Source organism: Amycolatopsis melonis (assembly GCF_040064235.1).
GTDB lineage: Bacteria > Actinomycetota > Actinomycetes > Mycobacteriales > Pseudonocardiaceae > Amycolatopsis > Amycolatopsis melonis.
In genome coordinates, this window is the sequence record NZ_JBDZYD010000004.1 from 318,365 (window position 1) to 337,129 (window position 18,765).

Sequence of the window (18,765 nt, forward strand, 5' to 3'; positions counted from 1 at the left end):
AACGCCGGAGGGCGGCACTTTCACGTGAAAGTGCCGCCCTCCGCGGGTGACGTTACTTCTTGAGGCCGTGCTCGATCGCCTCGATGATGCGCGGCCGCAGCTCGGCCGCGCTGATGATCGCGTCCACCGAGCCGACCTCGACCGCGCGCTGGATGCTGTGCACCCGGTCGAACTCGGCCGCCACCTCGCTGACCTTCTCCGCGCGGACCGACGCCTGGACCTCGGCCAGCTGTGCGCTGAGCACCGCGCGGGAAGCGCCGCTCGCCGCCGCCACCTTGGCCTGCAGCTCGGTCACGCGCGGGTCGGCGGCCGTGCGGTTGTTCACCTCGCCGGAGAACACCACCGCTGCCGCCGGGGCGCCGCCCAGCACCGAGGCGAACGAGCCCTCCAGGGCCAGCACCGTCATGTTCGGGTTGAGTGCCTTGGAGAACACCACGAACGCGCCGCCGTGGTAGCGGGAGATCACGCAGAACACGATCGGGCCCTCGAAGTTGACGATCGCCCGGCCGATCTCCGCGCCGTACTCCAGCTGCAGCTTGCGCAGCGACTCCGGCGAGCCGTCGAACCCGGACAGGTTCGCCAGCACCACCAGCGGCCGGTTGCCCGACGCCGCGTTGATCGCCCGCGCGGTCTTCTTCGACGACCGCGGGAACAGCGTGCCCGCGGTGTAGGCGTCCGGGCCGTCGGTGGGCGGGAAGCCGCGCCGCGGCACCGACCGCGACTCGATGCCGACCAGGCAGACCGGCCAGCCGCCGATGTGCACGTCCTGCACCGCCGCCGTGTCGGCGTCGGCCATGCCCGCCCAGCGTTCCAGCACCGGGTGGTCCTGATCGGACAGTGCGCGCATCACCGTGCGGATGTCGAACGGCTTCTTGCGGTCCGGGTTGTGCTCGGCCGAGAAGATCTCGCCGACCGTCGTGAAGTCGCTGCCGGCGATCGCGTGCGGGTACGTCGACACGTCCCGGTTCACCGGGTCGTTCGTACCCGCCTTGCGCGGACCCGCTTCGCCCGGCACCACGTACGTGTGGTCGTAGTGCGCCATCAGCACGTCACGCGCGGCAGGCAGGTTCGGCGCCCAGTACTGCGCCTGGCCGTTCGGGCCCATGACGCGGTCGTAGCCGCCGATGCCGAAGTTGTCCTCGGCCGACACGCCACCGGAGAAGTCGAGCGCCTGCTTGCCGGTGAGCACCATCGCCGAGTCCGGCGTCATCACCAGGATGCCCTTGGTGTGCATGAGCATCGTGGCTTCGGCGTTCCAGTACGGCTGGGCGCCGACGTTGATGCCGTTGACGACGATGTTGATCTCGCCGCCGTCCTGGGTGAAGTGGACGATCCGCTTGAGTGCCGCGGCCACCCAGTCCATGTTCTCGGTGCCCGAGGACATCGAGATCCGCGCGCCCGAGGACAGCGCGAACCACTCCAGCGGCACCTGCATCCGCTCGGCCAGGTCGAGCGCCGCGATGACCCGCGAGCACTCCGGCTCCGACAGCGCACCCAGCGACTTCGTCGGGTCGCCGAGCAGCACGACCCGGGTGACGCCCTCGGGGTGCCGCTCGGTCGGCGTCGTGACGACACCGGCGACGATGGCCGCGGAGTTCTTGCCCTTGGGCCGGTCCACCGGCACCAGCACGCCGTCGGAGTCGAGGTCGTGCTCGGTGAACGTGCCCTGCGGCCCGGCGAGCAGGTCGGTCAGCTCGTACGGGTAGACGTTGCCGCGCCGCGCCGCGCGCAGCACTTTGAGGCGGTAGTCGTCCAGCGGCTTGACCGGCTCGGTCGAGGGCGCCCCGACGTGCAGCCGCGCGCCGTGCCCCGGATCGAACGCGATCCGGACGGCCAGCTCGGTCAGCTTGCCCGCGTCCGTGCGCCGCCGCGCCAGGAACTGGACCTCCTCCAGCCCGGCACCGACCGACGTCGGCAGGATGCGCTGGACGAGGGTGTTCAGCTCCTCGGTGGTGAGGTCGGTCGGCGGCCACACGTACATCATGATCCGGTTGGTGTCGAACCGCTTGTTCTGCGGCCGCTGCGCCTGGATGTTGCGGATCGCGTCGAGGCACGCGGTGACCGCGTCCTCGAGCGCGGGCAGCGCGACCAGGCGCCCGTCGGCTTCGCGCAGCGGCGTCAGGTCGCGGACCTGGCCCATCGCGATCAGCCGCTCGTCGGCCGGGTTGGTCTTCGCCACGGCCTTGAACAGGTAGATCTCCTCGTCGGCCGAGGGCAGCCGGGTGAGGTCGAACTCGCGCAGCCGCTGCAGCTGCAGGCGCTGCGCGATCTGCGGGTGCAGGCCGCGGATCAGCCGGTCCTCGGCGAAACCCGCGCCGTCGCGCTCGAACGTGAAGTGGTGGTGCATCACGGCACCGCCGGTACCTGCCACGGTGACCACGACGCGGCGCACGCTCGCGGGCACCCCGTGCTCGGCCAGCAGCGCGCCGAGCCGCTCGGCGGCCGCGTCGACGTCCGGCTGGTCCTCCCAGCGCAGGTACAGGTCGGCGACCACGCCGTCGGTGGCGACCTCACCCAGCGCCCGCAGCGCGTCCGGCAGCCCGGCGATGTCGACGGCGGTGGTGACCAGCGGCAGCACGCCTCCGGGCGCGTTCAGCTCGGCGGTCAGCCAGCGCGAGCCGCCGGCGTCGCGGACGGTGACGCCGGAGAGCCGCCGGTTGCCGTAGTAGCGGCGGGTCAGCACTTCCAGCAGCGGCGCGTGGTCGTGGCCGGGCCGCCCGATCCGCTGCCCGATCAGCCGGACCAGCGGCTGCGAGCCGGTGATCATCGCCTGGATCCGGTCGGCGCGGTCCGGCGCGTCCGGGTGCTGGTCGAGGTAGCGCAGCTCGTCGCGGACGGCGGCGTAGACGCGGGCGCGGTTGCGGCGCAGCAGCGGCTGGGCGAACCAGCGGAACACCACGCCGCGGGCCAGGTCCGACACCGCGGGGAAGCGCACCTGCGTGGCCTCCACCAGGTGCTCCAGCACCAGCCCGGCGCGCTCGCTCAGCGCCTCGGCAGGCGGCGCACCGGCCAGCCACTGCCGCAGCAGCTCCGAGACGACGGCGACGTCGGCCGCCATCCGCTGCTGCGCAAGGAAGATCCGGAACACCGCGGCTTCCAGCTCGGGCGTGCGGTCGAGGTCGGTGACGCCGTAGTGCCCGAGCACCTGCCGCAGCCGCGCCTGGAAGCCTTCGGAGACCCCGGCCCGCTCGACGTCGAGGCTCTGCAGGTAGCTGTGGAAGAACTCGCGCGGGCTGTGCACCGCGCTGTTCGAGGCGGTGTCCTCGCCGCCGGGGGTGTTGCGGCTCAGCTCGGACAGGTCGGCGAACACGGTGAGCAGGTCCAGCTCGCCCTCGACCGGCCGGTTGCCGAGCTCGGCGCGCGCGGCCAGGTAGGCCGAGACGAGCCGCTTGCGCTCGGCCGGGTCGACGTCGAAGCCGAGCAGCAGGCTGCGCAGATCCAGCAGGCCGCGTTCGACGCGCTCGGCCGCGGACCCGCCGTCCGGCACCGGCGGCAGGTCGATCTCGATGGTCTCGCCGCTGTCGGCGGCCGCTTCCCCGGCGTCGTCGCCCAGCGGCTCCAGGCGCATCAGCGGCGCGCCGGTCCCGACCTGGCTGCCGACCGACACCGGGCACTCGCGGACGCGGGCGCGGAACGGCGCCCGCAGCACCGTCTCCATCTTCATGCTCTCCAGCACGAGGATCGGCGCGCCGGCTTCGACCTCGTCGTCGACGGCCAGCGGCGTCGCGACGACCAGCGCGGGCGCGGGAGAGCGGACGACGCCGCCCTCGTCGAGGCTGATGCGGTGGGTGACGCCGTCGACCTCGACGAGGTGGATCGGGCCGTGCGTGGCCGCCACCAGCCGGAACCGCTGCCCGTTGACCAGGATCTGGCCGCTGTGGGCGTCGAAGCGGTGGATCTCGACGTCGGCGTGGTGGACGTCCGACGCGCCGGCGGAGATGCCGACGCGGAACCGCGTCCGGCCGGCGCGGGCCACGCTGACGCGGTAGCCGACGCCGCGGAGCTTGAGGTCCAGCGGGCGGCCGGTCTCGTGCTGCACCTGCGGGCGCCCGCCGTGCGCGGTGGACAGCAGCCGCTGGACGGAGACCTCTTCCTCGTCCTGGTAGGCCTCGATGGCGGCCGCGGCGAGCGCGATCGCGGAGTGCTTGTGGGTGACCAGGCGGCCTTCGGCGCGGACGCGGTCGATCCAGCCGGTGTCGGCACTGGCGTCGATCACCTCGGGCTGGTCGAGCAGGTCGAGCACGAAGCTCTTGTTGGTCGCGCCGCCCTCGATGATCACGGTGGTCTCGGCCATCGCGCGGCGCAGGCGGCCCAGCGCCTCGTCGCGGTCGCGGCCGTAGGCGATGATCTTGGCGATCATCGAGTCGAAGTCGGCCGGGATGGTGTCGCCCTCGCTGACGCCGGTGTCGACGCGGATGCCGGGCCCGGCGGGCAGGGCGAGCCGCGCGATGCGGCCGGGGGAGGGGGCGAAGTCGCGGTCGGGGTCTTCGGCGTTGAGGCGCGCTTCGATGGCGTGGCCGAGCTCGGCGGGCTGGGTGCCTTCGAGCTTCCCGCCGTTCGCCACGTGCAGCTGCAGCTTCACCAGGTCGGTGCCGGTGGTGATCTCGGTGATCGGGTGCTCGACCTGCAGGCGGGTGTTGACCTCGAGGAAGGCGAACAGCTTCTCGCCGGGGTGGTACAGGAACTCGACGGTGCACGCGCCGCGGTAGCCGACGGCCACGGCGAGCCGCTCGGCCGAGGCCTTCAGCTCGGCGGCCTGCTCCGGCGCGAGGACGGGCGAGGCCGACTCTTCGATGATCTTCTGGTTGCGCCGCTGCACCGAGCAGTCGCGGACACCCAGCGCCCACGCCGTCGCGCCGTCGGAGATCACCTGGACCTCGACGTGCCGCGCGCCGGTGACCAGGCGCTCCAGGAACACGACGCCGGACCCGAAGGCACGCAAGGCTTCGGAGCTGGTGCGCTCGTAGGCGTCGGCCAGCTCGTCGGCCGAGGACACCTTGCGGATACCGCGCCCGCCGCCGCCCGCGGTGGCCTTGAGCATCAGCGGGTAGCCGATCTGCTCGCCGGCCTTCAGCGCGTCTTCGAGCGTGGCGACCTCGCCGCGGCTCCACGGCGCGACCGGGACACCGACCTCTTCGGCGATCAGCTTCGCGCCGATCTTGTCGCCGAGCTTGCGCATCGCCTCGGCGCTCGGGCCGACGAAGGTGACGCCGACCTTCTCGCACAGTTCGGCGAACGCGGGATCCTCCGCGACGAAGCCCCAGCCGACCCACGCGGCGTCGGCCTTCGTCTCGACGAGCGCCCGCTCCAGCTTGGCGAGGTCGAGGTACGGGCGTGCCGAAGCGGGACCGAGGTCGTAGGCCAGGTCGGCCTCACGGACGAACGTGGCAGTGCGGTCCGCGTCGGTGTAGAGGGCGACCGTCTCGATCCGCGTCCCGGTTTCCGCCGACAGGTCCCGGACGGCGTGGATGAGCCGCATCGCGGCCTCTCCGCGGTTGACGATGGCAACACGACTGAACACCGGCTGAGCCTCCCAAGTACCCACGCACAGAAGGCGACGAACCTGTCCGGGAACGTCGCCTGCACCTGTCTACACCCTGCTGGATGACAGCCGGGTGGACCAATGTCCGCCATGGCGCATGCCGGGGCGGCTGCTTTGTGGGAACCCTCCAAAAAGCGACCCGCGCCACACTGTCGGGACCGGGTTTCCCGCGAGGTCTGCCACAAAGCGCACGGGCAGCCTACGGCCAGGGGAACGGCAGGTGACGCGGAATCGCTCAGGAGGCGAGCAGGACGTCCGATTCGAGAACCTGGCCCAGCTCGCGACGTTCGGCCTCCGACAACGGCACGGCGGCGACGTCGCACCGCCCGTCGGGCCCGGGCGCGGTGGTGACGGCCAGCACGGGCCGCCCGTCGATCTCACGCAGCGTGACCCGCCCGCCGCACGACAGGTCGACGGTGACGCCGGGGCGGTCGCGATGCCTGCCCAGCCAGCGGCCGACGAAGTCGAAGGTCATCGCGGTCTCCCCTCGGTACGGGCGCTCCCCGGCGCACAGGTGTCCCTTGGTGATGCCCCGGATACCTCCGCTTTACACACGAACGTGGCGAAGAGCCTCGGCGATGTCGTATTTACGCCGCATGCCCACGAGACGCGCGGGCCGCAGCCTCCGCGCCACACTGGCCGGATGGAACTCGGACGCTGGACCTCCGCGGCACGGGACCTCTTCTCCGCCCGGCTCGTCTACGGCGATCCGGTCGAGCGGGACGGCACGGTCGTCATCCCGGCCGCGGCGGTGTCCGGCGGCGGAGGCGGGGGCGGGGACGGCACCGGGGCCCTGCCCGTGCGCGAAGGGGCCGGGTTCGGGGTGTTCGCCCGCCCCTCCGGGGCGTTCGTGGTCCGCGGGGACAAGGTCGTCTGGGTGCCCGCGGTCGACGTCACGCGGCTCGGGCTGGCCGCCGCCGTCACCGTCGTCGCGCTCGCGAAGATCCTCTCCGGGCGCCGGTCTCGCTAACGCCTGCGCGGCAGGGCTTTCAGCCAGCCGCCGGATTCGAGCAGGCTCCAGCCGATCGGTTCGGGCGGCTTCGGCGTGCACCGCGGTGCGGTCGTGGTGTTCTGCACTTCGATCGCGGCCTCGTAGACCCGCAGGGTCGCGCCGGTCGGCTTCTTCAGGTCGATCCGGTAGATGATCTCCGCCAGCCGCAGGCTGCCCGGGTGCGCGCGGGTCTCGGTCGTCATGATCACCTCGACGTCCGGGGCCTTCTGCGAGAACAGGTCGCGGATCGCCTGCTCGATGCCGAGCCGCTGCAGCTTCTGGTTGACCTCCTTGGGCGCGTACCGGATGCCCCGCGCGCTCTCCGCCCCGGTGATGTTGCCCTGGCTGTGCGCCCGCTCCCAGCCCGGGACGTTGACCTCCACGCTCGACGGCAGCAGGTCCTCGGTGCCCAGCCTGCCCGGCGAGCGGCCGACGCGGCTGCGGATCACGGTCGTGCCGTCGGCCCGGGTGCCTTCGAAGAGGATCTCCCCGCCGGCCGGGGCCCTGACCTTCTTCGGGCCGCCGCCACCGCCACCCCTGGTCTGCAGCGTCTCCGGCGGCAGGTCCGGGATCAGCATGCCGTCCGGGGTGACCAGTCCCAGCTTGAGCCCGGGCAGGCCCGGCGAGGCCAGCGCCCGCTTGGCCACGCCGGTCGCGCCCTTGCCGACCCGGTGCAGCAGGATCGCCAGCACCACGTCGACACCGAGCTTGGTCACCGCGACGGCCAGGTGGTGGCCCGCGGCATCGAAGTCGGCTTCCGAGCCGGCGTTCACGGCGGTCGACAGGAACGCGGCGACGTGCCGGACGATCTCCAGCGCCTCCATCCCGCCCATGACCAGCCCGGCGACCACCAGGCCGCCGACCAGGACGTCGGCCACCCAGCCCGCCGGGGTGAGCTGCGAGGCGACGTAGATCGTGGTGAAGCCGGCCATCATCGCGATCGACTCGGGAGTCTTGAGTTCCTGGATCCGCGCGCCGAACTCGGGTCCCAGCTGCTTCACCGCGGCGTCGACGGCCTTCCCGAGCTTGTCGGCCGCCGCCATGTCCGCCACCGTCGCGGGCCTGCCGACGTCCCAGGGCGGCGGCGTGCCGGGGAACCGGCTCGTCCACGCCCGCTGCAGGCCCTGCCGGATCGCCTCCGCGTCCTGGACCGCGGCCGCGCGGGAATGTGAGATCAGCGCACGGAGGATGTCCTCCGAGACCTTTTCCCCGGTCGCCGCGACCTGCTCGGGCGTCCGGCCGTCGAGCAGCCGGAACGAGCGGGCGACCGCCAGCGGCAGCAGCAACGGCGAGAGCCCGACGTTCTCGAAGTAGCCGGCAATGGACTCCGCGTCGCCGCCGCGCGCCCGCGGCACCACGGCGAGTACTTCCTGCTGCTGGTCGCCGGGCAGGCCGATCGCCGCCATCCGGTTCCGCAGCTGGAGCAGGTCGTCGGCGGTCGCCTTGCCCGCCATGGCCCGGTCGACGGCGACCAGCGCGATTTCGAGCCTGCCCCGGCTGTGCGGCCCGAGCGCGTCGGCCGCGGAGAGGTTGGCGACCAGGTAGGAGTGCCAGGCGCGGCCGAGCCGGGTCAGCCGGGCGAGCATGCCCGCCATGTTCATGCCGTTGAGCATCGCGAAGGCGGTGCCGAACTCGCCCTCGGCCAGCTTGGCCTCCAGCCCGTCACCGGCCGCGTCGCCGGGACGGCGGAGCAGCGCCTCCAGCTCGGCCCGCTGGTCGGCGGGCAGGGCGGCGGCGTCCATCAGCAGCACCAGCTGCATGCGGTCGCTGCCGGTCGGTCCCCTGGCCTGGAACTGCACGGCCCGGATCACCGCCTCGATCCGCTTCGCGCCCGCGGGACCCAGGTGGGCCTCGTCCCCGGTCAGCCCGGTGAGCAGCGCGGGAAGGAGGCCGCGGGGCCGGGCCCGCTTCATGATCGCGATCAGGGCCGTCATGCTCTGCCCGCCGAGCCAGCCGAGCGCCGCCGGGAGTTCACCGGCGGCCGCCTGCTCGAGCGCGGGGTCGCCGTAGGAGCGTTGCGCCACCCACCCGGCGACGGCCCGGTTGCCTGCCGCGCGCTGCAGACCCAGCAGGGCGTGTTCGGGCCGGCGCGGCGGCCGCGACTCGGCAGGCCGCGCCCCTTCGGCAGGCAGGTGGGCGCGCATCGTTCCCATGGTGCGCCGTCCGGCGGAGCGTGTCCTGCCCTTCCGGACGGCCGGCCGGGCAGCGTCACGGCTTCGGTTCTCCTGAATGTTCACCCCCGGTTCGCGCCGGTGTTCGCGTTGCCCGCCTAGCGTCGGGACGCATGAGTTCCGGGGACTTCAGCCGTCGCACGCTGCTGGCCGGGGGAGCGGGGGTGGCCGCGGCGATGCTGCCCGGTGTCGCGTTCGCCGGGCAGGACGGCGGCAGCCGGACCCGCACCGTCGCCGGCACCCTGAAGCCGGACGTGCCGGACTGGTACTACCTGCCCGTCGACGTCCCGCGCGGGGTCCGGCAGATCGACGTCGCGTACTCCTACGACAAGCCGTCCGTGCCCGCAGGCACCCGCGGAAACGCCTGCGACATCGGGATCTTCGGCCCCGAGGGGTACGAGCTGGGCAACGCCCGCGGCTTCCGCGGCTGGTCCGGCGGCTTCCGCGACCGGTTCTCGATCAGCGCGTCCGAGGCCACCCCCGGCTACCTGGCCGGGCTGATCACGCCCGGCCGGTGGCACGTGATCCTCGGCCCGTACACCGTCGCGCCGCAGGGCCTGAACTACCGGGTGGACATCACGCTCACCTTCGGTCCCGCCGGCACGCCGTTCGAGCCGGAGCCCGCGCCGGAGTCCGCGCCCGCGCGCGACCGGGGCCGCGCCTGGTACCGCGGCGACAGCCACCTGCACACCGTCCACTCCGACGGCCGCCGCACGCCGGAGCAGCTCGTCGCCGACGCGCGCGCCGCCGGGCTCGACTTCATCGTCTCCACCGAGCACAACACCTCCAGCGCGCAGCTGGTCTGGGGCCGTTACGCGCCGGCGGACCTGCTGATCCTCAACGGCGAAGAGGTGACGACGCGGTCCGGGCACTGGCCCGCGATCGGCCTGCCCGCCGGCACCTGGATCGACTGGCGCTACCGGGCGGCCGACCCGCGCGACTTCCGGCGTTTCACCGACCAGGTGCACCGGGCGGGCGGCCTGGTCACCGCCGCGCACCCGTTCGCGAACTGCTTCGGCTGCACCTACGAATTCGCCCACGAGCTCGCCGATCTGGTCGAGGTCTGGAACGGCCCGTGGGGGGCCGAGGACGAGGCGAGCGTCGTCCACTGGGACGGGCTGCTGCGCGGCGGCCGGTTCGTCCCGGCGATCGGCAACTCCGACGCGCACAACCCCGGCCAGCAGGTCGCGCTGCCGCACACGGTCGTGCTCGCCGACCGGCTGCGCCGCGAAGAACTCCTCGCCGGGCTCAAGGCGGGCCGCTCGTGGCTGGCCGAGTCGGCGGCCGTCCAGCTGGACTTCACGGTATCCGGCGGCGGGCAGCAGGCGGGGATCGGCGAGCGGCTGCCCGCGGGAACCGGGACGCCGGTGACGGTCGAGGCGGTCGTCGGCGGCGTGCCGGGCACGACGGTCACGATCCTTGACCAGCTCGGCCCGCAGCACACCGAGCCGGTCGGCGACTCCGGCGCGGCGACGGTCAGGTGGACGACGTATCCGCGCTACAGCCGCTGGGTGCGCGTCGAGGTCCGTCGCCCGTCCGGTGGGCTGAACGCGATGGTGGCGCTGGCGAACCCGATTTTCCTCGGCACCGGCCGCTGAACCCCGGCCCGGTGCACCGCGTCCTGCTTTTGGGCAGACTGGTGCGAACGGGTGACGGGGAGGCAGGGTGCGCGGGTGCGGCCTGAAGGTGGCCATCGGACTGGGCGCGGTCGTCGTGCTGGTCGCGGCAATCGTCGTGGGGGTCGTGCTGCTGCGCGCCCCGGTCCGGACCCCGGGCTGCACGGTGGCCCTGCCGGACGCGGCGGCGTACACGTTCAGCCCCGAGCAGATGAACAACGCGGCGACGATCGCGGCCGTGGGAGCCAAGCTGGACCTGCCCGCACACGCGGCGACGGTGGCGCTGGCAACGGCGTTGCAGGAGTCCAAGCTCCGCAACCTCGAAGGCGGCGACCGAGACTCGGTGGGGCTGTTCCAGCAGCGCCCCAGCCAGGGCTGGGGCACGATCGCCCAGCTGCGCGACCCGGTGTACGCGGCGACGGAGTTCTACGAGAAGCTGGCAAAACTCCCGAACTGGGACACGCTCCCGATCACGGTGGCGGCGCAGAGCGTCCAGCGTTCGGGCGTCCCGGACGCGTACGCACAGTGGGAACCCCAGGCCCGAGCAATGGCGGCGGCATTCAACGGCCAGTTCCCCTCGGCACTGACCTGCCGCAACCTGACCCTGGCACCCCCGGGCAACGTGGCGGCAGCGGCAACACAGGAACTGGGAACGCCCAAGCTGACCGGCCCCCACCCGGCAGCCGAGGGCTGGACGTACGCGACCTGGCTGGTCGCCCGGGCGGAGGCTTTGGGCATCGACAAGGTGAGCTTCGCGGGCAAGACGTGGACGGCGGAGTCCGGGGCCTGGGCCGAGGACTCCGCAGCCGGTCCGGACCTTGCGCTGCACCAGGCTGCCCCGGCTCAGGCGGGCTGAAAGGGACGTTCGTCTCGTCCCGCGCACCGAACGGCCCTTTCCTGGAGTCCGGCGCGAGGAAAGGGCCGTTCGCTGCGCCGGATGAGACGAAAGCGCGTTTCCGGCCGGCAGACCACGCGCTCAGGCTTTGCCCAGTCAGGGGTAGTAGACGCCGTTGTACCACTGTCCTCCGGCGTCGTCGGAATAGACGTCGACGTTGAAGTTGTAGTTGCCGTGCCTGCCTTCCCACAGGTAGCCGGGCAGGCCCGAGGCCGCGTCGATGTCGCAGATGATGTCGTCGGTGCACAGCGTCAGCGTGGGGATGTCGCCGAAGAAGTTGTCCACTCCGGCCAGTGGCGCGCCGACGAACGGGGCGACCACCGGATGTCCCGCGGCTCCCGCGTTGCCCGGTCCCGGTGCGCGCTTCGGGTCGGCGATGAGCACCGCGTTGACGTTGTCGATGGTCGGCCAGTTCTCGGTGACCCAGGTGTGCACCACCGCGGCGCCGAGGGAGAACCCGACCGCCTTGACGTGCTGGTCCCCGCAGGCGGCGCGCTGGTCGCGGATCAGCCGGTTCAGCTCGTTGACGCCTTGGCGGGCGTTGTAGCCGATCGGCTGGGCCGGATAGCCGACGCGCTGGCTGATGTTGCCCTGCCAGTACGGCGCATTCGAATCGTTGTCCCCCGTTCCGCCGACCACGATCGTGTAAGTGCCTTCGCACGAAGCCGCCTGCGCGGCCGGTGCGGGCAGCAGGCACAGTCCCGCCAGCGTGCAAAGACCGGCCAATGAAGGCAAAAGCTTCTTCACAGCAACCCCTCCTGATGGTGTCGGCGGCCCCCGCGGCCTCGACGTCGGGGATGCTGCCAAGGGGCGATGAAATCCCGCTGAACCGGCTCCGCGAGGGTGCGGACGGGCCCGGAATTCCCCTACGGTGACGCGGTGCGGATGCCAGAGCGGCTGGAGAAAAGCCTTGCGCAGTCGGAGATCACCCTGCCGTGGTGGGTGGCCGTCGGCGCCAACGGAGTCAGTGCCACGCTGATCCTGGTCGCCGCCGGGCAGCGGGCCTCGGTGACGCCGCCCGCGCTGCTGGTCCTCGCGGTGCTGCTGACCCTGTCGACGAGCCTGGCCTGGCTGGTCACCGGCCGGATCGTGGCGGCATGGATCAAGGGCGTCACCGTGGCGGCCGCGGTGGCACTGCTGCTCGGCGAGCCGCGCGTGCCGGACTTCGCCCCGATCGTGCTGGTGGTCGTGGCCGCCGAGATGGCCTCGATCGCCCGTCCCGCGCTCGCGCTCGGTCTCGCGGTGCTCGATGTCGCAGTGCTCTGCTGGGCCGCGGCCGGGCCGGGGCTCACCGGGCTCGCCGTGTACCTCGCCGCGGTGCTGCTGGGCCTGTCCGGCGGGTTCATGCTGCGCTGGTACGTCCGGGCACTGGCCGCCGAGCGCGCCGGGCAGGCGTCCGCGCGCGAGCAGGCGATTCTCGACGAACGCCGTCGCATCGCGCGCGAGGTCCACGACGTCGCCGCCCATTCGCTCGCCGTCACGATGCTGCACCTCACCGGCGCCCGCCATGCCCTGCAACAGGATCGGGACGTCGACGACGCGATCGAGGGGCTCACCGAGGCCGAGCGGATCGGCCGGGTGGCGATGGCCGACATCCGCCGCACGGTCGGCCTGCTCTCGCACGCCCCGGCGGACCGGCACGCGCTCCCGGGTGCGGACGACATCGCCGGGCTCGCCGAGCACACCCGTTCGGCCGGGCTGGACGTCCGTTTCGAGCAGTCGGGTGACCCTGGCCGGGTGGCCGCCGTCGCCGGGCTCGCGCTCTACCGGATCACCCAGGAATCCCTGGCCAACGTCGTCAAGCACGCCCCGCGCAGCACCGCGCGGATCCGGCTGGACGTCGGCGCCGGCGGGGTCCGGCTCACCGTCCGCAACGCCCTGCCCGCGCCGGTGGCGGGGCCGGCCCATGGCGGCTCGGGGCTCACCGGCATGGCCGCCCGTGCCGAGCAGCTGGGCGCGGAACTGCGCACCGGCCCCGACGGTGGTGACTGGGTCGTCGACGTCACCGTGCCGTCCGCTGTGGCGGGTCCCGCCCGGGCGGTGCTGCCGTGACCGGCATCCGCGTCCTGCTGGTGGACGACCAGGAGCTCGTGCGCTCCGGCCTGCGGCGGATCCTGCGCCCGCGCGACGGGTTCGTCATCGCCGGGGAGTGCGGCGACGGGGCCGACGTGCCCGCCGCTCTCGCCGCCACCGAGGCCGACGTCGTCGTGATGGACCTGCGGATGAAGCACATCGACGGGATCGAAGCGACCCGGCGGCTGCGGCTGGGCGGGCCGCACCCGCCGGTACTGGCGCTGACGACGTTCGACGACGACGAGCTGCTCGCCGGCGCGCTGCGAGCGGGTGCCGTCGGCTATGTCCTCAAGGACTCGCCTGCCGAGGACCTCATCCGGGCCGTGCGCGCGGTCGCCGCGGGCGACGCGTGGCTCGACGCCGCGGTGACCGCACGCGTGCTCACCGCCTACCGGCGTTCGGCGAGCCGCACGGTGCCTGCGGACCTGCTGACCTCGCGCGAGCTGGACGTGCTGCGGGCCGTCGGCCGCGGGCAGAGCGACGCCGAGATCGCCGGGGCACTGCACATCTCCGAGGTCACCGTGCAGAGCCACGTCGGCCGGATCCTCGCCAAACTCGGCCTGCGCGACCGGCCCGCGGCCGTCGTGTACGCCTTCGACCACGGCCTCGTGACGCCGGGCCAGGACACGCCCGACCCGGTACCGCCGGCCGTGGCGCCCCGGGTTTCCCCGGCCCCGCTGCGGTTTTCCGTGCTGGGGCCGCTGCGGGCCTGGCGCGGCACGACCCCGCTCGACCTCGGGCCGACGCGGCAGCAGGCGCTGCTCGCCGCGCTGCTGCTCCGCCCGGACACCGTCGTCAGCGACACCGAGCTGCTCGACGACGTCTGGGGGCTCGAACCGCCGGGCACCGGGACGGACGTGCTGCCCACGTACGTGCTGCGGATCCGGAACTGCCTGCGGGCGCCCGCCGAAACCACGAAGGACTCGGTGGTCCGCCGGGAACGCACCGGATACCTGTTCGCCGGCCAGGGCGTCGCCACCGACGTCGCCCCGCTGTCGGCGCTGGTCGCGGAGGCGGACGCGGCGGAGGCGGCCGCCGACCTGGCCGCGGCCGCCGAAGCGTGCGCCGGCGCGATCGGGCTCTTCCACGGCGAGCCGCTCGCCGGGCTGCCCGGCCCGTTCGCCGAAGGGGAACGACGCCGGTTCGGCGAACGCAAGCTCGTGCTGCTCCAGCGCAAGGCCGACCTGCAGCTGCGGCTGGGCCGCCACACCGAGGCAGCCGAAGAGCTGGCCGTGGCACTGGCGGCGCACCCGCACCGCGAGCCGCTGGCCGCGTTGCTCATGCGCGCGCTGCACCTGCGCGGCCTGCGCGCGGACGCCCTGGCGGTGTATCGGCAGGTCCGCGAGCGGCTGCGGCACGACTACGGCGTCGAGCCGGGCGAGGAACTGGACCGGACCCGGGCTGCGGTGCTGCGCGGCCGATGAGATCAAGGTCGCGTTCTCAGCGTCCTGTCAGCCGGTCTGGCTAGCTTCTAAAAGGCGGGCACGGCACGGGAAGGGGCTCGTCATCGACGTCATGACAGCAGGACGGGAACCGGCCCGGCGGTCACGGGCCGCCGCCGCGCGGGAAGGGCTCACCGGGTGGCTGACGCGGCCGCTTGCCTCCTTCCACCTCGTGCTGGCGCTGGCCGGGATTCTCGCGGTCGTGGGGGTGGTGATGGTGCTGAGCGCCTCCTCGGTGTCCTCCTACAACCCGCGTGTCCACTCCGGACAGTACGACCTGTTCGTCAAGCACGTGACCTACCTCGGGCTCGGGGCGGTCGTGTTCTGGCTCGGCCTGCGCACGCCGATCGGGAAGATCCGCGCGTGGGCGGGGAAAGCGCTCGTGGCGGCCCTGGTCATGCTCGTCCTGGTCCTCACCCCGCTCGGTTCCAACGGCGGTGGCGCGCAACGCTGGTTCGTCATCGCCGGGCAGTCCGTGCAGCCGATCGAGTTCGCCAAGCTCGCGCTGGCGTTGTGGGGTGCCCACGTCCTGATCGCCAAGGAGCACCTGCTGCACCGGTGGCGGCACCTGCTGGTGCCCGTCGTGCCGGTGGCGCTGGTGATGTTCGCGCTCGTGATGGCCCAGCCGAACCTCAGCGGCACGATCACCCTCGGCATCATCGTGCTGGGCCTGCTGTGGTTCGCGGGCATCCCCGCCCGCCTGTTCGCGGCCCTGCTGGCGGGGGCGGCCGCCGGGTTCACCGTGCTCGCGCTGACCGCGGGCTACCGGCAGGCGCGCGTCCTGGCGTTCCTGTCCGGCGCGTCCGATCCGAGCACCGACGCCTACCAGACGACCCAGGCGCTCTACGCCCTCGCCGACGGCGGGGTGTTCGGCCAGGGGCTCGGCCGCGGCAGCGCGAACTGGGGTTACCTGCCCGGCGTGGAGAACGACTTCATCTTCGCGCTCATCGGCGAGGAACTCGGGTTCGTCGGCTGCGTCGCCGTGATGACGCTCTACGCGGGCGTCGCGTTCGTGGGCATCCGGATCGCCCGCCGCAACCTCGACCCGTGGATCCGCCTCGTGGCGGGCACGCTCACCCTGCTCGTGGTCGCCCAGGCGGCGATCAACATCGGGTACGTCGTCGGCCTGCTCCCGGTCACCGGCGTCACCCTGCCGCTGATTTCCTACGGCGGCTCGTCGTTGCTGGTGACCATGCTGCTGTTCGGCATTCTCGCCAACTGCGCACGCAACGAGCCGGAAGCGGTCGCCGCACTGCGCCACCACGGACCCGGCCGGTTCGGCCGGCTGCTGCGGCTGCCCGCCCCTGCGCCGTACTCGGTCAGGCAGCGCACTCCGCGAGGGCGGGAGCGGGGCGGGAAGCCGTCGCCCACCGCACCGCGGGACCCATCGCGCAGCCGGCCGCGGCGAACAGCGCGCCCAGCAGCAGCCAGCCCGGAAGGCCCCAGCCGATGACCACCGTGCTCAGCAGCACCGGGCCGATCGCGCGGGCCACCGACACGCCCGTGCCGAAGAAGCCCTGGTATTGGCCCTGCCGGTCGGCCGGGGCGAGCGCGAAGCCGATCTCCCAGCTGCCCGCCGACTGCAGCAGCTCGCCCAGCAGCTGCACCAGCGAGCCCGCCACCAGCACCGCGAACGCCGTCCACGGCGAACTCCCCGACGCCGCCAGCGCGAACGCCACACAGGACGCCAGCAGCAGCACGCCGGAGTGACGGACCATCCGCGCCGCCGAACCCAGCGTCGTCAGACGCCCGGCGACCCGGACCTGCAGCAGCACCACCAGCACCGTGTTGAGCACGAACAGCGCCGACACCGTCCAGCCCGGCGCCGCCGTGCGCTCGACGATCCACAACGGAATCGCGACGCTCAGCAACGGCATGCGCAGCAACAGGATCGCGTTGAGCAGTGTCACCAGTGCGTACGGCCGGTCGCGCAGGACCGCCAGTTTCGGCTCGCCGCTCCGTGCGGACGGCGACCGCGGGACCGCCGGGAGGGCGAGCAGCAGCACCGCGGTCAGCACGAAGGCCGCCGCGTCGAGGACGAAGACCGTCAGGTACGCCGATGCCGTGTCGGCCGAGAGCGCCAGACCGCCGAGCGCGGCGCCGACCGCGAGTCCTGCGTTGCCTGCCGACTGCAGCTGCGCGCGCAGCCGCGTGCGCCGCCGGGGCTCGGCGAGCGTGGCCAGCAGCGCTTGGCGGACCGCCGCCAGCCCGGACTGGCAGCTGCCGTAGGCGCACGCGGCGAGGACGAACGGCAGCGGCGAGCGGACCGGCAGGAACGCCAGGATCGACACCGCCGTCGCCAGCGCCAGCAGCACCGCCGAACCCCGGGCGCCGTGGCGGTCGGCGAGGTGCCCGAGCGGCACGCCCGCCACCGAACCCACCGTCCAGCCCAGCGTCAGGCCCAGCCCGGCCTGTGCCGGGGTCAGCCCGGCGATGCGCGTGAAGAACAGCACCGAACAGGTCAGGAAGGCACCGTCGCCGAGCGAGCCGGCCAGCTGGGCGGCGGCGAGCAGGCGGCCCGGCCGCACGGAAGTCGACGTCATGCCGGTTACGCTAAGCCGTCACTTGGCCCGATCCCAGATCCAATTCCGCCATGGTGTATTGGGCCAATGTAGAGTCGGCGGATGGACTTCCACGTCAGCCTCGCCGGGCGTGGCGACCTCAGCGTCCGGATCTACCGGCAGCTGCGCGACGCCGTCCTGGACGGCAGGCTGCGCGCGGGGGAGCGGCTGCCCCCGACCCGGGAGCTGGCGCGGCGCCTGGCCGTTTCCCGCAACACCGTCGCGGTGGCCTACGACCGGCTGACCGCCGACGGCTTCCTCACCGGCCGCGTCGGCGCCGGGACGTACGTCTGCGCCGAGCTTCCCGCGCCGAAACCGCGGCAAGCGCCTTCGGCGCAGGGACCGCAGCCGAAGGCGGTGTGGCGGTCGCTGCCGCCCCCGGTCGCCGCGGCCGCGCACGTCCCCGAGTTCGACTTCCGCGTCGGCATTCCCGACGCCGCCCTGTTCCCGCTGGAGACCTGGCGGCGGCTGCTCGCGCGGGAACTGCGGGACGCCGCCGGGTTCGCGCACTACGCCGACCCTGGCGGGCATCTGGGCCTGCGCGCGGCGATCGCCCGGCACGCCGGGGTGTCCCGTTCGGTGCGTGCCGGGGCGGACGACGTGCTCGTCACCCAGGGCGCGCAGCAGGCGCTGGACCTGCTGTGCCGCGTGCTGCTCGAACCCGGCGACCGGGTGGCCGTCGAGGAACCCGGGTACCGGCTGGCGAAACTGCTGTTCACCGCGCACGGCGCGGACGTCGTCGGCGTGCCGGTGGACGGCGAAGGCCTCGACGTCGCCGCGCTGCCGCCGCGCACGAAACTGGTGTACGTCACGCCGTCGCACCAGTTCCCGCTCGGCACGCCGATGAGCCTGGCCCGGCGCACGGCCCTGCTCGCATGGGCCGAGCGCGCGGACGCGGTCGTCGTCGAGGACGATTACGACAGCGAGTTCCGCTTCTCCGACCGTCCCCTCGAACCCCTGCAGAGCCTCGACCGCGGCGGCCGCGTGGCCTACGTCGGGTCGTTCTCGAAGACGCTGCTTCCCATGCTGCGCCTGGGTTTCCTGGTCGCCCCGGCGTCGCTGCGGGACGCCCTGCACCACGCCCGGCAGCTCGCCGACTGGCACGGGGACCTGCCCGCTCAGGCCGCGCTGGCCCGGTTCGTCGACGAGGGCCTGTTCACCCGGCACCTGCGCCGGGCGACGCGGGTGTACGCCGAGCGCCACGAGCGGATCACCGAGACCCTGGACCGCGTGTTCGCGGGCCGCCTGAAGACGGTGCCGTCGGCGGCGGGGCTGCACCTGTGCGCACTGTCCGAAGTGGACACCGACCTGGAAGCGGTCGCCGCACGCGCGGCCCGGGCCGGGGTGGCCGTGCAGACTCTGTCGGACCTGTGCGGCGGATTTCCGCGGCCCGGCCTGGTGCTCGGCTACGGCTCGATCCCCGTGGAGAAGATCGGCGAGGGGCTCGCGATCCTCGACCGGGGCTGGGCGTGAG

At 73.2% G+C, this 18,765-nt stretch carries 10 protein-coding genes and 3 pseudogenes; 8 read left to right on the forward strand and 5 right to left on the reverse strand.

Going from position 1 to position 18,765, the window contains the following annotated elements:
* Positions 1-52: 52 nt before the first annotated feature.
* Complete coding sequence (locus tag ABJI51_RS12415; protein WP_348950279.1) at positions 53-5,521, reverse strand: ATP-binding protein; 5,469 nt, start codon at positions 5,519-5,521, stop codon at positions 53-55.
* 256 nt (positions 5,522-5,777) lie between these two features.
* Positions 5,778-6,017 carry a hypothetical protein gene (locus ABJI51_RS12420; RefSeq protein ID WP_348950281.1) on the reverse strand — a complete coding sequence of 80 codons (240 nt, stop codon included), beginning with the start codon at positions 6,015-6,017 and terminating at the stop codon, positions 5,778-5,780.
* Between the two features lie 168 nt (positions 6,018-6,185).
* On the opposite strand from ABJI51_RS12420, the gene ABJI51_RS12425 reads away from it, so the two are divergent.
* Positions 6,186-6,512, forward strand: a complete 327-nt coding sequence (locus ABJI51_RS12425) for a hypothetical protein (RefSeq protein WP_348950282.1) — start codon at positions 6,186-6,188, stop codon at positions 6,510-6,512.
* Here ABJI51_RS12425 and ABJI51_RS12430 read toward each other — a convergent pair.
* Positions 6,509-8,677, reverse strand: coding sequence for a polymorphic toxin type 4 domain-containing protein (locus ABJI51_RS12430; protein ID WP_348950284.1), 2,169 nt, complete (start codon positions 8,675-8,677; stop codon positions 6,509-6,511). The two genes, ABJI51_RS12425 and ABJI51_RS12430, sit on opposite strands and share 4 nt — an antisense overlap.
* A 140-nt stretch (positions 8,678-8,817) precedes the next feature.
* Between ABJI51_RS12430 and ABJI51_RS12435 the strand changes: the two genes are divergently transcribed.
* Positions 8,818-10,302: a CehA/McbA family metallohydrolase gene (locus ABJI51_RS12435; protein ID WP_348950285.1), complete on the forward strand. Its 1,485-nt coding sequence runs from the start codon at positions 8,818-8,820 to the stop codon at positions 10,300-10,302.
* A gap of 88 nt (positions 10,303-10,390) precedes the next feature.
* Positions 10,391-11,176, forward strand: coding sequence for a hypothetical protein (locus tag ABJI51_RS12440; protein ID WP_431605600.1), 786 nt, complete (start codon positions 10,391-10,393; stop codon positions 11,174-11,176).
* A gap of 135 nt (positions 11,177-11,311) precedes the next feature.
* Here the strand turns inward: ABJI51_RS12440 and ABJI51_RS12445 are convergent, their stop codons facing one another.
* Positions 11,312-11,962, reverse strand: coding sequence for a cutinase family protein (locus ABJI51_RS12445; RefSeq protein ID WP_348950286.1), 651 nt, complete (start codon positions 11,960-11,962; stop codon positions 11,312-11,314).
* Positions 11,963-12,100: 138 nt separating this feature from the next.
* On the opposite strand from ABJI51_RS12445, the gene ABJI51_RS12450 reads away from it, so the two are divergent.
* The 4 genes and pseudogenes from ABJI51_RS12450 to ftsW all read left to right on the forward strand — a co-directional run bounded on the left by ABJI51_RS12450 (position 12,101) and on the right by ftsW (position 16,183).
* Positions 12,101-13,267: a sensor histidine kinase gene (locus ABJI51_RS12450; protein ID WP_348950847.1), complete on the forward strand. Its 1,167-nt coding sequence runs from the start codon at positions 12,101-12,103 to the stop codon at positions 13,265-13,267.
* Positions 13,264-13,908 (forward strand): annotated as a pseudogene (locus ABJI51_RS43535) (response regulator transcription factor); the annotation flags it as partial. The gene ABJI51_RS12450 and the pseudogene ABJI51_RS43535, both read left to right, overlap by 4 nt.
* A gap of 135 nt (positions 13,909-14,043) precedes the next feature.
* Positions 14,044-14,712: pseudogene (locus ABJI51_RS43540) on the forward strand (AfsR/SARP family transcriptional regulator); the annotation flags it as partial.
* Between the two features lie 91 nt (positions 14,713-14,803).
* Entirely contained in the window at positions 14,804-16,183 is a 1,380-nt protein-coding gene (gene ftsW / locus ABJI51_RS12460) for a putative lipid II flippase FtsW (protein ID WP_348950290.1), read from the forward strand.
* Here ftsW and ABJI51_RS12465 read toward each other — a convergent pair.
* Positions 16,083-17,273, reverse strand: a pseudogene (locus tag ABJI51_RS12465) (MFS transporter); the annotation flags it as partial. The gene ftsW and the pseudogene ABJI51_RS12465 sit on opposite strands and share 101 nt — an antisense overlap.
* 81 nt (positions 17,274-17,354) lie before the next feature.
* On the opposite strand from ABJI51_RS12465, the gene pdxR reads away from it, so the two are divergent.
* Positions 17,355-18,764, forward strand: a complete 1,410-nt coding sequence (pdxR, locus tag ABJI51_RS12470; protein ID WP_348950292.1) for a MocR-like pyridoxine biosynthesis transcription factor PdxR — start codon at positions 17,355-17,357, stop codon at positions 18,762-18,764.
* The last annotated feature ends 1 nt before the right edge of the window (position 18,765 follow it).